Genomic DNA, 14,060 nt, shown 5'->3' with positions numbered 1-14,060 from the left:
TCACAGGTGGTAAACATCGATGACCTGGCGAACGTAGTCGTTCTTCAGGATCACTTTCTTGGCCTTGATCAGCGGGTTTTCACCGCGCACGTCGAGGGTGTAGAAACTGCTGCCGAAATAGCTGTCGACGGTCTTGTAGCGAAAACTCAGGGTGTGCCAGTTGAAGCGCACCTTGCAGACCCCGTCAGCCTGTTCAAGCAGCTCGATGTTGCTGATGTTGTGGGAAGTGCGAGTGTCCGGAATGCTCGCACTGGAACGCTCGGTCTTGATGCGGAATACACGGTCTTCAAGCCCGGTGCGGTTGCCGTACCAGATCAGTGAGATTTCCCGCTGCGGGTCTTCGGTCAGCTCATCGTTGTCGTCCCACGAAGGCATCCAGAATGTCGCGTCCGGTGCGTACAGCTCCAGCCATTGATCCCACTGGCGGTCGTCGAGGTAGCGCGCTTCGCGGTAGAGAAAATCCCGCACGGCGTCGTAGGTGGCGATCATCACACTTCCTCCACGGCAATCAGCGCGGACTGCTCGACGGCCAGGGCCTTGAGCATGGTCTGCTGCCAGTATTTGTGCTGCAGCACGAACAGCCCTTCGTCTTCGGTGCGCACGCCGCTGAGCAGCGGATGCAGGTCGATTTCCTTCGCGGCCTCGTCGGCCCCTTCAATCCAGTGCTCAGCCCCCCGGGACATGTCGTTCCAGGTGGTGACGCTGCCTTGGTAGCTGGTCTGGCAGGACCGGAACTCTTCCAGATCGTCCGGCGTGGCCATGCCACTGACGTTGAAGAAATCTTCGTACTGACGAATTCGGCTCGACCGCGCGTGATCGCTTTCGCCTTTGGGGGCGATGCAATAGATGGTGATTTCCGTGCGGTTGACCGAAATCGGCCGGGCGATGCGAATCTGCGAGCTGAACTGGTCCATCAGGTACACGTTCGGGTACAGGCACAGGTTGCGCGAGTTCTCGATCATCCAGTCGGCACGGGCTTTACCAAAATCATTGGCCAACTCGTCGCGGCGCTCGTACAGCGGGCGGTCCTCGGGATTGGACCAGCGGGTCCAGAGCAGCATGTGCCCCTTGTCGAACGAATAGAAACCGCCGCCCTGTTTGGCCCAGGTGCCGGCGCTCATGGTCGGGTTGCTGTCACCGGCCTCGCGCTGCTTGCGCTGGTTCTGCGTGGCCGCGTAGTTCCAGTGCACGGAGCTGACGTGATAGCCATCGGCGCCGTTTTCGGCGGTGAGTTTCCAGTTGCCTTCGTAGATGTAGCTGGAGGAACCGCGCAGCACTTCAAGGCCGTCGGCGGACTGGTCGACGATCATGTCGATGATTTTCGCTGACTCGCCCAGGTGCTCCACCAGCGGCACCACGTCTGCCTTGAGGCTGCCGAACAGGAAGCCGCGATAGGACTCGAAACGGGCGACTTTGGTCAGGTCGTGGGAGCCTTCGCAGTTGAAACTCGCCGGGTAGCCTGCCGCTGCCGGGTCTTTGACCTTGAGCAGCTTGCCGGAGGTGTTGAAGGTCCAGCCGTGGAACGGGCAGGTGTAGGAGCTCTTGTTGCCGGACTTGTGCCGGCAAAGCGTCGCACCACGGTGGCTGCAGGCATTGATGAACGCGTTGAGTTCACCGTCCTTGTTGCGCGCGATAAAGATCGACTGGCGCCCCATGGTGGTGGTGTAGAAATCGTTCTTGTTGGGGATCTGGCTTTCGTGGGCGAGGTACAGCCAGTTGCCTTCGAAGATGTGTTCCATCTCCAGGTCGAACAAGCGCGGGTCGGTAAACATCTCGCGCTTGCAGCGATAGATGCCTTGCTCTGGATTGTCTTCAAGCAAGGAGTGAAGGTATTCGGGTCGCAGGGTCATGGCCGCCGCCTCCATTGTTTTTATCAGGCAGGGCCATGCTAGGTCGGGGGGTTGAGGCGGACTATCCGAAGGGTGCAGACCTGTATCCGTTTTGTGCAATACAGAAACCGGCGCCGCCCCCTGTAGCAGCTGCCGAGCCCGCGAGGCTGCGTTCGGATGCGCAGCATTCGCATGCCATTTTGCGAGCGCTGCGCACTCGAACGCAGCCTCGCAGGCTCGGCAGCTGCTACAGGTTTTGCGTTGTAGCTGCGTTCGGATGCGCAGCATTCGCCTGCCATCTTGCGAGCGCTGCGCACTCGAACGCAGCCTCGCAGGCTCGGCAGCTGCTACAGGTTTTGTTGTGTAGTTACATCAATGCCGACGCTTGAGGGTATCGGAAGGCAGTTCGCCGAACTGTTGGCGGTAACTGCTGGAGAACCTGCCCAAGTGCAGGAAACCGTAATCCATCGCCACTTCCGTGACGTTGCGCACGTTGCAGGTGGGGTCGCTCAGGCAGGCGTTGATACGTTCCAGACGTTTCTGGCGGATGTAGCTTTTCGGCGTGGTGCCGGCGTTGCGCTCGAACAATCCGTACAACGAACGCAGGCTGATGTGCGCCTGGCGTGCCAGTTCTTCGCTGTCGATGTCGTGCTTGAGATTGCGCGCAATGTAGTCGGCAATCGCCTCGAACGTTGCCGACGGCGAACCCGGGTTGACGCGGCTGACATTGGTTTTCATCAAACTCAGCATCTTGCTGACTATGATCTGCGCGTAATGCTCCTGCACCTTGGGGATTTGCTCAGTGGCCTCGGCCTCCTGGCAAATCATCGCCAGCAGCCCCACAAAACCTTCCAGCTCGTTGAGCTGATAGCGATTCTCCAGAAACCGCACGCCCTGGTCCGGGTAATGCCAACGCTGTTCGTTGCACACGGATTCGAGCAGCAATGCCGGAACTTTGAGAATGAATTTTTCGCAATCGTCGGAATAGGTCAGGTCCACCGGATCGTCGGGGTTGATCAACAACAGTTCACCCGGCGCGAAATAATGCTCCTCGCCATGTCCCCGCCAGAGGCAATGACCACCGAGTAACACCTGCAAGTGATAGATGCTGTCCAGCGCACCCGACGTCACCCGCACAGGGGCGCCATAGCTGATGCGGCAGAGGTCGAGGCTGGCGAATTTACGATGATCGAGACTGGCCAGCGGACGCCCCGCGCGAGGCATCAGAATGTGGTGATTACCGACATGCTGATTGACGTAACCCGACACCGCATAAGGATCGGCGTGGTCGAATACTCTGCTGCGCTGACTCAACAGCTGCGCGTGCATCATCGGGGCACTCTCGTTGTTGTTTTAGGTTGCGTCGGGTCATTCTAGAACAGTGTCCACGACAGGTCACCGCCTCCCCTGTAGGAGCCGAGCTTGCTCGCGATGGCGCTGTATCAGTTTGAATCTCTTCAACTGACACACCGCCATCGCGAGCAAGCTCAGCTCCTGCAGGTCGGTTCAAATCGCGATTCAATCCTCCAGTGCGCGGACCCGCTCAGGGCGCTGTTGCTCGTCCGGTTGGGCGGACGACTGCAGGGTGAAGTCGAATTCGATTTCGGCAAACCGACCGCTCACGCCATGCGCCGCTGCACGGGCCTGATCTTCACTGAAGGTGATTTTTGCGATCAGCTCATCACGGGTGGCATAGGCGAAATCGTCGTGCAGGTACTCATCGCCATCCAGGTTGATCTGGGTGGTCAGGTGGCGATGATCCGGCGCGGAAATGAAGAAGTGAATGTGCGCCGGCCGCTGACCATGACGCCCCAGCTGATCGAGCAGTTGTTGGGTCGGACCATCCGGCGGGCAGCCATAGCCCGACGGCACGATGCTGCGAAAGCGATAACGACCCTCGGCGTCAGTGACGATGCGCCGGCGCAGGTTGAATTCCGATTGGGTGGTATCGAAGTAAGAGTAGGTGCCGCCGGTATTGGCGTGCCAGACGTCCACGACCGCACCGGCCAGCGGTTCGCCCGCGGTGTTGAGCACCTGGCCCTGCATGAACAGCGTCACACCCGGATCCACGCCATCATCCAGTCGCGCTTCGAAGTCCGAGAGCGGTGCACCGGCCACATACAACGGCCCTTCGATGGTCCGTGGCGTGCCGCCAGCCTTGCCGGCCGCCTCGTCTTCGGCGTCCATCAGCAGGTCGAGGTAATGCTCCAGCCCAAGCCCTGCCACTACCAGTCCGGCCTCTTGGCGCGCGCCCAACACGTTGAGGTAGTTGACGGCTTTCCAGAACTCTTCCGGCGTCACGGCCAGGTCTTCGATGATGTTCACCGAGTCACGCAGGATGCGATAAACCAGGGCTTTGACACGCGGGCTGCCGGCGTCGTTTTGCAGGCCACTGGCTTCTTCGAGAAATTTCTGGGCAGCGGCAGTGTGGGAAATCTTGACGTTCATGGTGGTTCCTCATCTTGTAATTATTAGCGTAGCGAACTGAGCAGGCTGGGCTCAGCGGTCATCCTCGCGAATCGACGAAGGATGCCGGCACATCGCGGTGACTTCGATCGCCATGTACGGGTAAAGCGGCAATTGCATCAGCAGGTCATGCAGCTCCTGAACGCTGTCGACGTCGAACACGCTGTAATTGGCATAGAGCCCGGCAATGCGCCACAGGTGACGCCACTTGCCCTGCTCTTGCAGGCGCTGGGAGAAAGCCTTTTCGTCAGCCTTCAGCCGGGCGGCCACTTCAGGGTTCATGTCGACCGGCAGGTTCACGGTCATTTTTACGTGGAACAGCATGATGCACTCCTCAGACGTGATGAAGAACGGTGGATGACTTGTCGCGACGGTAAAACGCCAGGCGCTCTTCATCCAGACTCAGGCCCAGGCCCGGTGTTTTAGGCACGTGCAGCTCGAAATCGCGGTAGACCAGCGGCTCGCTGAGGATGTCCTCGGTCAGCAGCAACGGCCCGAACAACTCGGTGTCCCAGGCCAGCTTGTTCAACGTGATGAAGGCATGGGCAGACGCCATAGTGCCGACACCACCTTCGAGCATGGTCCCGCCGTACAGGCCGATACCCGCCGCTTCGGCGATGGCGGCGGTCTTCAGCACCGCGCGAGGGCCGCCGTTCTTTGCGATCTTCAAGGCGAAAATCGACGCCGCGCCTTCGCGGGCCAGATTGAAAGCATCCTCCACGCATTCGATGGACTCATCGGCCATGATCGGCGCCGGGCTCATGGCATTCAGCCGCACCATGCCGGAGCGGTTATTGCGCGAGATCGGTTGCTCGATCAGATCGATACCATTCGTGCCCAGAATCCGGCAGGCGCGCACAGCAACAGCTTCGTCCCAGGCCTGATTGACATCGACCCTGACGCTTGCGCGGTCACCCAGGGCTTTCTTGATGGCGATGACGTGAGCGAGGTCGCGATTGACTTCGCCGGCACCGATTTTCAGCTTGAAGATCCGATGGCGGCGCAGGTCGAGCATCTTTTCCGCTTCGGCGATGTCCTTGTCGGTATCACCGCTGGCCAGGGTCCAGGCCACTGGCAGCGCATCCCGCACACGACCGCCCAACAGCTCGCTCACCGGCAGGCCGAGGCGTTTGCCCTGGGCGTCGAGCAAGGCGGTTTCGATGCCTGACTTGGCGAAGGTGTTGCCACGAATGCTGCGCTCCAGCCGCAACATCGCGGCGTTCACGTTGGCGCTGTCCTGGCCGAGCAACAGCGGCGCGAAGTGGCGATCGATGTTGGTCTTGATGCTGTCGGGGCTTTCATTGCCGTAGGCCAGCCCACCGATGGTGGTGGATTCACCGATGCCTTCGATGCCATCGGCACAGCGAACACGAATGATCACCAGCGTCTGGTTCTGCATGGTGTGCATCGCCAGCTTGTGCGGGCGGATGGTCGGCAGATCGACGATGATCGTCTCGATCGATTCAATGGCTGTCGCAAGCATTTCAATACCCGTCAGGTTCTTAAAGTTCTGGAACCGATTCTCGTACGGCTTTTTTCGGGAAGCCAATATAGAATTGGTCTGACTTGATACCTTTAAGGTATGCAAACGACAGACTTATGGAGGCCCCATGGAACTGCGTCACCTGCGCTATTTTCAGGTGCTGGCTCACACCCTTAATTTCACCCGTGCTGCAGAACTGCTGCACATCGCGCAACCGCCCCTGAGCCGGCAGATCCAGCAGCTGGAAGACGAACTCGGTGTGCTGTTGCTGGAGCGTGGCCGACCGCTGAAACTGACCGATGCCGGGCGGTTTTTCCATGAACATTCCAGCGCCCTGCTCGAGCAACTGGGCAACGTGTGCGACAACACCCGGCGGATCGGCCTGGGCGAAAAGACCTGGCTGGGTATCGGTTTCGCGCCTTCGACCCTGTATGGCGTGCTGCCGGATCTGATTCGCCGCTTGCGCAGTGGCGAGCCGCTGGAGCTGGAACTGGGGTTGTCGGAAATGACCACGCTGCAACAGGTGCAAGCGCTCAAGGCCGGACGGATCGACATCGGCTTCGGACGCATCCGCATTGATGATCCGGCCATCCTCCAGACCGTGCTGACCGAAGACCGCCTCGTCGCCGCCCTGCCCGCCGGCCATCCTTTACTGGGCGCGCCGATCAGCCTTCGCGAACTGGCCAAAGAACCCTTCGTGCTGTACCCGGTCAACCCACGGCCCAGTTACGCCGACCATGTCATCGCCCTGTTCGAATCCTATGGGGTGAGCATTCATGTGGCGCAATGGACCAACGAGCTGCAAACGGCGATTGGTCTGGTGGGGGCTGGAATTGGCGTGACGCTGGTGCCGGCGTCGGTGCAATTGCTGCACCGCGATGACATCGGCTTCACCCCGCTGCTGGAGGACAACGCGACGTCGCCGATCATCCTCAGCCAACGGGTCGGGGATGTATCACCGGGGTTGAGGCATTGCTTACGGATGATTGAGGAGTTGTCGCCTGCTGAACTGTAGGACCTGCAGGCCTACAGACCCAATCGGGTCACCCGGCAAACGCCCGGCGTCCGGCGTTCATCTCCGAGCGTAACTCGCCCACCAGCTCGGAGATTGCGCGAACGCTGGTCAGTTGCTCTGTCGACACACCGCAAATCAACAGTTCAACCTGCCCGGTGTCGGGTTCAAACACTTCAATACGCAGCAATCCGCCGCTCTCCGTGCATTCGCAGGACAACGGGGTAAAACCACACTCCACAATGTTGCAAAGAACTGAAATGGGAACCATGGCTGGCGTCTCGGGCGGCAGTGGGACGGATGAACTTAATGAGAATAGATGCCCTTGGCCAATCCTGCGCCAGTAAAAAGTGATACCTGCCTCTCATTTCCAGGCATTGATCAGTGGCGATCCCCGTCCCATATCCAGTTCCAGAGCCCCGGTAGCTGCACCGCCTGGGAGCTGTCGGTCACGGTGCGCGCCATCGCCGCCCGTTGCAGCTCGTCCTTATCGTCGTAAAAGGGTTTCTGCGCCAGTTTCAGCCCGGTGGTGTTGGCGCTGTCGATGAGGATTTGCAGGTACTCGCGGGCGTGCCGGGCGGTGTAGCGGTTCAGGTCGTGGAAGGTCACGACGACCGGAATCACCCCATCCACCGTCGGCAGTTCGCCGAGTGCGATGCGTTCGCGCACGACTGACAGCTGCCGAAGCATGTTGGCCCGCCGCCGTGGACTGGCGTTGAAGCCCCAGATTTTGCCGTCATTGGCACTCAGGTCCGTCAGCAGCACCTGCAAGCCATGGCGTTGATAGGCCGCGAACGTGCGCTTGTCGTAATTCCAGAACGGCGGGCGCACCAGCGTCGGTGGCGTGCCGGTGATCGCCGCGATGTCGGCGGTGCCGTTGCTGAGCGATTGCTCCAACTCGACGTCATCGAGCGAGCGATGATTGCTATGCCCAGGCGTGGCCGTATGGAATCCCAGGATATGACCTTCGGCCTGCTCGCGGCGCATGACCTGATGCCCGATCTCACTGCCGCCCGCCCGAGAGGCCCGAGTCTGGACGAAAAACACTGCTTTGATGTTCGGCTGCACCGGATTGCTAGCGAGGCTATCAAGCACGGTCATGCTCGGGTTCCAGAAACTCGAGGCACTGGGCCCGTCGTCAAAGGTCAGCAGAAAACGAATCGGTGCTTGCCCGGGCAGACGTTGTTCGGTCTGCGGAGTCATTTCGATCGGAGCGGCGATGCAACCGGCCAGTCCGGTGACGATGGCGATTGCAGCGAGAACCTTGAACAGCTGTTTCATGTTTTGCCTTGGCAGACCCTTGCGGTCACGTTTGATGGCAAAAACCCTTCGCCCGTTTATCCATTATCGGCCCGCAGTTCGCTGCTGGCCGAGGTTGGATAAGGTACACAGTGTTTGGTTCCAGCGCTGCCTGGCCGTCAGTTATTGGGCAAAGGATCGATCAAACGAACGGTCGATAATCGGCGCGGTGGCCAAGGCTGTCGGCAGTGCCTTGACCTTGAACAGAAAGTCCGCCGTGCTCTGCAAATCCGCAGCCGCCTGCGTATCCACCGGGCCGACGGTCATGTGTGCCTGACGCAACCAATGACGCGAAACGTTCTGGTCCAGGTTGGCCTTCTTTGCCCACAGGATCCTGCTCGTCTGACGATCGCTAAGTGAACAGCATCAGACCCAGGCACCGACCTTGTTCAGGCCCACCAGAAAATCGGCATGGAACGCCTGAGGCTTCGACCGAGGCGCGGACGTTGTAGTAATTCTGATCACCGACGTGCAGGACGACGGGCTCAGCCGCGTAGGCGATCGGTGCGGCAAACAATGCGCTGGCCAGCAGGCAGCGCACGAAACGGGACAGGTTAATCGGAGTGTGAGCTGTCGAGTGAAACGAGGCTGCGATCTTTTGATCTTCAACCTTCTCCCCCTACCCCACCAGATCAATCAACTGCTCACGCTGCGCCCCCGTCAGCATCGGCCCGAATCCCGCCCCGGCATTATCGGCCATGTAACGCGGGTTCCCGGTGCCCGGTATGACGCAGGTCACCGCCGAGTGCGAGAGCAAGAACTTGAGCGCCAGCTGCGGCCAGCTATTTACCTGCACCTGTGCTGCCCACCCCGGCAGCGGTTTTCCTTTGAGTCGCGCGATCAAGCCTCCGCCGCCAAACGGTCGATTGCACATCACCGCCACACCCCGTTCGCGGCACAGCGGCAGAATGCGCTTCTCGACCCCGCGATCATCCAGCGCGTAATTGATTTGCAGGAAATCCAGCGCTTCAGCCTTGAGCACCGCCTCCACTTCGTCATACGCCGACGCCGTGTAATGGGTGATACCGATGTAGCGAATGCGCCCTTCTTCCTTCCATTGCCGCAACGTCGTCAGGTGGGTTTTCCAGTCCAGCAGATTATGAATCTGCATCAAATCGATCCGGTCGGTTTGCAGCAACCGGAACGACTGCTCCATCTGCGCGATGCCTTCTTCACGCCCGCGCGTCCAGACTTTGGTGGCCAGAAATGCCGGCGAGCGCGGTTCATGGATCGACAGCAATTCGCCGGTGGTCTGCTCGGCACGGCCATACATCGGTGAGCTGTCGATCAGCGTTCCGCCCTTTTCGAACAATGCATTGAGCACGGCGGGCAACTGTTTGTAGGCGGGGTCTGCAGGGGCAACATCGAAACCGCGATAAGTGCCCAGCCCGACAATGGGCAGCGGCTCGGCGCTGGAAGGAATGGCTCGGGTCTGCATGTTCTTGCCTCCTGTTGCGGTCGGCGGCGAGGGTTGCGCCGTGGCGTGATCGAACGTGAGGACCGCCGAGACACCGGCAGCCAGCGTGAGTAATCGGCGACGCGTAATGCCATCAGTGTGGTTCATCGTAATGCCCTTCCACCTGTGTGCCAGCCGCCCGCTGCTCCTGCCGCCTGGCCAGCCAGAAACATAAACCGCCCCACAATCCGGCAAACGGCACGATCACCACCGCCACCAGACCAAATCCGGCGCCCAATGCGCTCAACCCGGCGGACAGCCAGCCGCTGGCAGCATCACCGCCGCGATAGACCAGGGTTTCGATCACATTCTTGGCCTTGTACTTTTCTTCGCGGCTGACCACCGTCCACAACACTTCTCGCGCCGGCCGCACCACGGCAAATTCCACCGCCCGACGCAGCCCTTGAGCCAGTGCAACAGTCGCGGGCACCGGCGCCAGGGCCATGGCGGCGAACGCCACAATCGTGGCCAGCGGCAGTGCCGCCAGTGCGCCGCCCACGCCGATCAACCGTATCAGGGGCGCCGTCAACACGAGCTGGAACAGCAAGGTCAATGCCGAGACGATCAGATCAACGATAGCGAAAAATTGCGTCCGGCTCGCTACATCAGCGTAGCTGCCTGCGACGATCCGGCCCTGTTCGAAATACAACAACGTCGCCGCACTGGTGTGCAGCAACATGAACAGCACCAGCCCCATCAGGTATCGCGAACGCAGGATCAGGGTGACGCCCGCCAGCATGCCACCGCCCAGGCGCCGATCATCCAGCGACTGTTTGCCTGACTGTGAAGCGGTGCGGGCCAGCAAAGCCCGGTAGCAACGCACCGCGATTTCCAGCAGCAAGGCCGCCGCGAGCGTGAGGGCCACCGGTCCGAGACGGGTGGCCATGGTCGCGGCCAGCAACGGCCCGATGAAGGTTCCGAGCGTGCCACCGGCGGCAATGAAACCGAACAGCCTGCGCCCTTGTTCGTTGGAGAAGCGGTCGACCAACACACTCCAGAAAATCGTCACGATGAACAGGTTGTAGATACTGATCCACACGAAGAACACACGTCCGACGGTCACCGGCGCGACGCGATTGGCGATCAGCACACCGAACACCAGCATCGACAGCGCAATCAGCCGGTAGATCAGCGGCACGAATCGTGTGGCCGGCAGCCGCGAAACCAGTGCGCCGTAGAGCGGAACCATCAGCAACATGACCACAAAAGTAGCGGTGAACAGCCACTGCAACTGGTCGGCGCCCCCCTCCAGCCCCAACGCATCGCGCAGCGGCCGTACCAGGTAATAACTGGCGAGCACGCAAAAGTGAAAGGCAAAACCCAACATTAGCGCGGTTTTTTCAGCGGGCTGAACAGTGAGCCATTTAAGGGTGACGGGCATCGATCCCCTCCTCTTTGCACTGCCAGGATCGGCGCGCCTCACAACCGGTCAACTACACTCTGACGGCGATCATGCGATCGCCACCCTTAATCCCAGAGCCCTCAATGCCGCCACCTAACGTTAGCCGAATGCCGCGAGTCCTGATGTTCATTGCCGTTATCGTTGTCGCGTTGTACCTGGCGCTGTGTGTCGGGTTGTGGGTATTTCAGCGCGCGCTGATCTACTTTCCGCAACCTCGGTCCGTCGAGACGCCGCTGTTAACGCTCTCGGACGCGGGCATGCAGGTGCTGGTTTCCCTGCGAGAGCACGACGGGCCCAATGCATTGATCTATTTCGGCGGAAATGCCGAGGACGTGTCTCGCAACATGCCCTCGTTTGCCCAGGCCTTTCCTGATCACGCCCTTTATTTTCTCAATTACAGAGGCTACGGCGGCAGCGCCGGTTCGCCGTCGGAAGACGCCATTGCGCGTGATGCCGAGGCCTTGTTCGACAAGGTGTACGCCGAGCACCCGCACATTGCGCTGGTGGGCCGCAGCCTGGGTTCGGGCGTGGCCATACGCCTTGCGAGCCAGCGCCCGGCGGCACGCCTGGTGCTGATTACGCCCTATAACAGTCTGGAAGAAATTGCCGCGCGCCAGTTTCCGATATTCCCGGTGAAGTGGCTGTTGCGGGACCGGTTTGAATCCTGGCGCTACGCCGCGCGCATCAACATACCGACGTTGTTGATCGCAGCCGGGCAGGACGAGGTCATACCGGGTTCGAGCACGCAGCGTTTATACGAGCATTTCGCCAAGGGTGTGGCAGTGTTGGAGGTGATTCCGGAGGTGGGACACAATTCGATTTCCGACAGCCCTGGGTACCTCAGGTTGCTGGGCGAGGGGCTGTAAAGCCAATGGCCTGATTCGACGGCCTTTGCCTGGCTCGACGCGCCCCCGCCCCTCACCGAAATTGATCCGGATGTAGCCGTCTTACTTCACGATCTCTACCAGCGCCGGGCCTTTCTTGACGATGTAAGTCGCCAGTTCCGATCCCGTATTCGCCCCCACATTCTTCGCCACATGCGCGACCCCTGCCGGGATGTACAGCGAATCACCGGTCTTTAGCGTCACCGGTGGCTGCCCTTCCAGTTGATACTCGAAAGTACCGTCCAGAACGTAGGCCACTTCAACACCCGGATGGGCGTGTTTGGGCGATACCACGCCCGGTTCAAAATCCACCCGTACCTGAATCACTTCACGTTCTGGAACGTCGAGGTCACGGTGCAGCAGGTCCGTGCGGTGCAGGCCGGTCTGCCAGCTTTTCGCCGCCGGCACGCTCTGGTCAACGCCGATTGGAGCTTCTTGAGCCTGGGCAAAACCGGTGAAAGCGACAAATGTTGCAGCGGCAACGGCCAGGCCAAGCGAGCCAGCGGTTTTAGGGAAGTCGAAACGGAACATTGCGGTTCTCCAGTCAGTGCAGCCAGTCAGTGCACGATAAATGCCGCGGTTGCGGTGACCTCATTCAAAGGCCGGCATGTATCGCGCACGTGTCAGGAGCGCTACGGAGTTGTATACGAAGTTGGCTGCATGGGGGATTGATACGTGCTGATACACGCAGCCATGGCGAATCAGGATCGCTCGGACATTTCCCGCCAGCGTCGCGCCTGGATAAGCAAGGCCGGCGCAAAATGCAGCAACACCATGCGCACCAGGTGATGAGAGAGAATGAACACCACATTCAGCCCGCCACTGAACGCGACGATGGTGATGGTCTCGATGGCGCCTGGCATGTACGCCAGCCATGCCGTAAGCGGGTCGCTGCCGAGGATTTTCCCGGCCAAAGCGGCGAATGCCGCAGCCACCAGCAACATCAAGACCACGCCGATCAGTCCAGCCCTGCCGTGCCGCACGAGATCCTTGAAGCTGATGTCCTGGAACTTCGAGCCGATCAACACGCCGAGCAGGACCGACGCGAAATCGACACTCCATTGCGGCATGTGGAACGTCTGCAGATAACCCACCTTGATGAACACACCGGTGAGGACGATGGCCGTCAGCATGAACGGTGCCGGGACGCCAAATCGCAACAACAGGCGACCCAACAAAAGGCACAGCACGATCAGTGACACCAGTGTCAGTACGGTGCTCAAGACCCAAGGGCTGCTTTCGGCAGCGGCCAGGCCAGGTGTGCCGGGAATGCAGAAGCTCACCAGCACCGTGATGGACAACAGCCGGACCAGATGCACCACGATTACCTTGCTGGACGCCCGCTCGGACTCCAGCAAATCAAACACCGCAGCCAGCGCCCCCGGATAGACCGCCAGCAGCGAGTCTTTGACGTTCCAGCCAGTGACTTTGTACAACCACAACCCGGCGATGCCGACCTGAACGGCCAGGCACAGGAGTAACAGGCCAAGGCTGGGCAACAGCGACGCGGCGGCCTGGTTGTCCCACGCCTGAAACATCAACCCGGTCGCAATCCCCAGGACGATTTGCACGAAGCCAAGGCTGAAGCGCAGCGTGGGAGAAAAACCCGACTGGCTGACGATGATCGCGGTTGAGAGTATCGAGCCCAGCAAGAGCCCATGGGGCACACCCACAGACTGCAGCGCGGTGCCGACCGCGATGGCCAACAGCAAACACAAAAGCGTTTTCATGAATCGTCCTTAATTCCAGCGTTGGCCTGCAATTTGGATCCAATCGATAGTCCTGCCCGCACTTTTTCCCACTGAACAACTGGCAGCGTCAAGCAAAAACACATGTAGCAGCTGCCGAGGCACGAGGCTGCGTCGGGCTGCGCAGCGGCCCCCAAGGGCGGTCCTGCGGACACGCAACGCAGCCTCGTGCCTCGGCAGCTGCTACAGGGGAATTAACAGGATTCAGAATCGGGTGACACCTTCAATCGCCGTCATGAGCCCACATTTTGCAGACGACGTAATCGCGCTCTTTGTAGCAGCTGCCGAGGCACGAGGCTGCGTCGGGCTGCGCAGCGGCCCCCGAGGGCGGTCCTGCGGACACGCAACGCAGCCTCGTGCCTCGGCAGCTGCTACAGGGGAATTAACGGGATTCAGAATCGGGTGACACCTAATCTAGCGATGATGTCAGGAAGTAATGCCTACTAGACTATCGCTCTCTATAAATCTACGGCAGAGAGCC

General features: G+C 60.1%; 14 protein-coding genes and 1 pseudogene. 2 read left to right on the top strand and 13 right to left on the bottom strand.

Annotated elements, in window-relative coordinates; translation table 11 throughout:
* From benB to H7698_RS28555, 6 genes are all read right to left on the bottom strand, one after another.
* Complete coding sequence (benB, locus tag H7698_RS28580) at nucleotides 1-489, bottom strand: benzoate 1,2-dioxygenase small subunit (RefSeq protein WP_194693646.1); 489 nt, start codon at nucleotides 487-489, stop codon at nucleotides 1-3.
* Nucleotides 489-1,850 (bottom strand): benzoate 1,2-dioxygenase large subunit, encoded by a 1,362-nt coding sequence (gene benA, locus H7698_RS28575; protein ID WP_194693645.1) that lies wholly within the window; start codon nucleotides 1,848-1,850, stop codon nucleotides 489-491. The genes benB and benA overlap by 1 nt, the downstream gene beginning before the upstream one ends.
* A gap of 351 nt (nucleotides 1,851-2,201) precedes the next feature.
* Nucleotides 2,202-3,161 (bottom strand): AraC family transcriptional regulator, encoded by a 960-nt coding sequence (locus H7698_RS28570; protein ID WP_328803780.1) that lies wholly within the window; start codon nucleotides 3,159-3,161, stop codon nucleotides 2,202-2,204.
* Nucleotides 3,162-3,347: 186 nt separating this feature from the next.
* Entirely contained in the window at nucleotides 3,348-4,277 is a 930-nt protein-coding gene (gene catA / locus H7698_RS28565; RefSeq protein ID WP_162440555.1) for a catechol 1,2-dioxygenase, read from the bottom strand.
* Between the two features lie 51 nt (nucleotides 4,278-4,328).
* Entirely contained in the window at nucleotides 4,329-4,619 is a 291-nt protein-coding gene (catC, locus tag H7698_RS28560; RefSeq protein ID WP_162440554.1) for a muconolactone Delta-isomerase, read from the bottom strand.
* A 10-nt stretch (nucleotides 4,620-4,629) separates the two neighbouring features.
* On the bottom strand, nucleotides 4,630-5,778 hold the full coding sequence (locus tag H7698_RS28555; protein WP_194693644.1) for a muconate cycloisomerase family protein: 1,149 nt from the start codon (nucleotides 5,776-5,778) through the stop codon (nucleotides 4,630-4,632).
* Between the two features lie 127 nt (nucleotides 5,779-5,905).
* Here H7698_RS28555 and H7698_RS28550 point away from each other — a divergent pair, with 127 nt between their 5' ends.
* Nucleotides 5,906-6,793 (top strand): LysR family transcriptional regulator, encoded by an 888-nt coding sequence (locus H7698_RS28550; protein WP_194693643.1) that lies wholly within the window; start codon nucleotides 5,906-5,908, stop codon nucleotides 6,791-6,793.
* Nucleotides 6,794-6,821: 28 nt separating this feature from the next.
* On the opposite strand, the gene H7698_RS28545 is transcribed toward H7698_RS28550, so the two are convergent.
* The 5 genes and pseudogenes from H7698_RS28545 to H7698_RS28525 form a co-directional block, all read right to left on the bottom strand.
* On the bottom strand, nucleotides 6,822-7,061 hold the full coding sequence (locus H7698_RS28545) for a DUF1652 domain-containing protein (RefSeq protein WP_162440551.1): 240 nt from the start codon (nucleotides 7,059-7,061) through the stop codon (nucleotides 6,822-6,824).
* A gap of 110 nt (nucleotides 7,062-7,171) precedes the next feature.
* Entirely contained in the window at nucleotides 7,172-8,071 is a 900-nt protein-coding gene (locus H7698_RS28540; RefSeq protein ID WP_194693642.1) for a polysaccharide deacetylase family protein, read from the bottom strand.
* Between the two features lie 141 nt (nucleotides 8,072-8,212).
* Nucleotides 8,213-8,419: pseudogene (locus H7698_RS31980) on the bottom strand (ABC transporter substrate-binding protein); the annotation flags it as partial.
* Between the two features lie 289 nt (nucleotides 8,420-8,708).
* Nucleotides 8,709-9,653 (bottom strand): aldo/keto reductase, encoded by a 945-nt coding sequence (locus tag H7698_RS28530; protein WP_194693641.1) that lies wholly within the window; start codon nucleotides 9,651-9,653, stop codon nucleotides 8,709-8,711.
* Complete coding sequence (locus H7698_RS28525; protein ID WP_194693640.1) at nucleotides 9,640-10,926, bottom strand: NTP/NDP exchange transporter; 1,287 nt, start codon at nucleotides 10,924-10,926, stop codon at nucleotides 9,640-9,642. Before H7698_RS28525 ends, H7698_RS28530 begins: the two co-directional genes overlap by 14 nt.
* 104 nt (nucleotides 10,927-11,030) lie before the next feature.
* On the opposite strand from H7698_RS28525, the gene H7698_RS28520 reads away from it, so the two are divergent.
* Nucleotides 11,031-11,813, top strand: coding sequence for an alpha/beta hydrolase (locus H7698_RS28520; protein ID WP_194693639.1), 783 nt, complete (start codon nucleotides 11,031-11,033; stop codon nucleotides 11,811-11,813).
* Between the two features lie 81 nt (nucleotides 11,814-11,894).
* Here H7698_RS28520 and H7698_RS28515 read toward each other — a convergent pair whose 3' ends face one another.
* Entirely contained in the window at nucleotides 11,895-12,362 is a 468-nt protein-coding gene (locus H7698_RS28515) for a cupin domain-containing protein (RefSeq protein ID WP_162441179.1), read from the bottom strand.
* 170 nt (nucleotides 12,363-12,532) lie between these two features.
* On the bottom strand, nucleotides 12,533-13,561 hold the full coding sequence (locus H7698_RS28510) for an AbrB family transcriptional regulator (protein ID WP_194693638.1): 1,029 nt from the start codon (nucleotides 13,559-13,561) through the stop codon (nucleotides 12,533-12,535).
* Nucleotides 13,562-14,060 lie beyond the last annotated feature (499 nt).

Source organism: Pseudomonas sp. p50(2008), from assembly GCF_015351605.1.
Taxonomy (GTDB): domain Bacteria; phylum Pseudomonadota; class Gammaproteobacteria; order Pseudomonadales; family Pseudomonadaceae; genus Aquipseudomonas.
This window is presented reverse-complemented; position numbering and strand designations above follow the sequence as displayed.

What these genes read in the sequence shown, in the direction of transcription:
- H7698_RS28540 (WP_194693642.1), bottom strand. Translation starts at nt 8,071, where the DNA reads ATGAAACAGCTGTTCAAGGTTCTCGCTGCAATCGCCATCGTCACCGGA.
- H7698_RS28530 (WP_194693641.1), bottom strand. Translation starts at nt 9,653, where the DNA reads ATGAACCACACTGATGGCATTACGCGTCGCCGATTACTCACGCTGGCT.
- H7698_RS28570 (WP_328803780.1), bottom strand. Translation starts at nt 3,161, where the DNA reads ATGATGCACGCGCAGCTGTTGAGTCAGCGCAGCAGAGTATTCGACCAC.
- H7698_RS28555 (WP_194693644.1), bottom strand. Translation starts at nt 5,778, where the DNA reads ATGCTTGCGACAGCCATTGAATCGATCGAGACGATCATCGTCGATCTG.
- benA (WP_194693645.1), bottom strand. Translation starts at nt 1,850, where the DNA reads ATGACCCTGCGACCCGAATACCTTCACTCCTTGCTTGAAGACAATCCA.
- H7698_RS28525 (WP_194693640.1), bottom strand. Translation starts at nt 10,926, where the DNA reads ATGCCCGTCACCCTTAAATGGCTCACTGTTCAGCCCGCTGAAAAAACC.
- catA (WP_162440555.1), bottom strand. Translation starts at nt 4,277, where the DNA reads ATGAACGTCAAGATTTCCCACACTGCCGCTGCCCAGAAATTTCTCGAA.
- H7698_RS28510 (WP_194693638.1), bottom strand. Translation starts at nt 13,561, where the DNA reads ATGAAAACGCTTTTGTGTTTGCTGTTGGCCATCGCGGTCGGCACCGCG.
- H7698_RS28520 (WP_194693639.1), top strand. Translation starts at nt 11,031, where the DNA reads ATGCCGCCACCTAACGTTAGCCGAATGCCGCGAGTCCTGATGTTCATT.
- H7698_RS28515 (WP_162441179.1), bottom strand. Translation starts at nt 12,362, where the DNA reads ATGTTCCGTTTCGACTTCCCTAAAACCGCTGGCTCGCTTGGCCTGGCC.
- catC (WP_162440554.1), bottom strand. Translation starts at nt 4,619, where the DNA reads ATGCTGTTCCACGTAAAAATGACCGTGAACCTGCCGGTCGACATGAAC.
- H7698_RS28545 (WP_162440551.1), bottom strand. Translation starts at nt 7,061, where the DNA reads ATGGTTCCCATTTCAGTTCTTTGCAACATTGTGGAGTGTGGTTTTACC.
- H7698_RS28550 (WP_194693643.1), top strand. Translation starts at nt 5,906, where the DNA reads ATGGAACTGCGTCACCTGCGCTATTTTCAGGTGCTGGCTCACACCCTT.
- benB (WP_194693646.1), bottom strand. Translation starts at nt 489, where the DNA reads ATGATCGCCACCTACGACGCCGTGCGGGATTTTCTCTACCGCGAAGCG.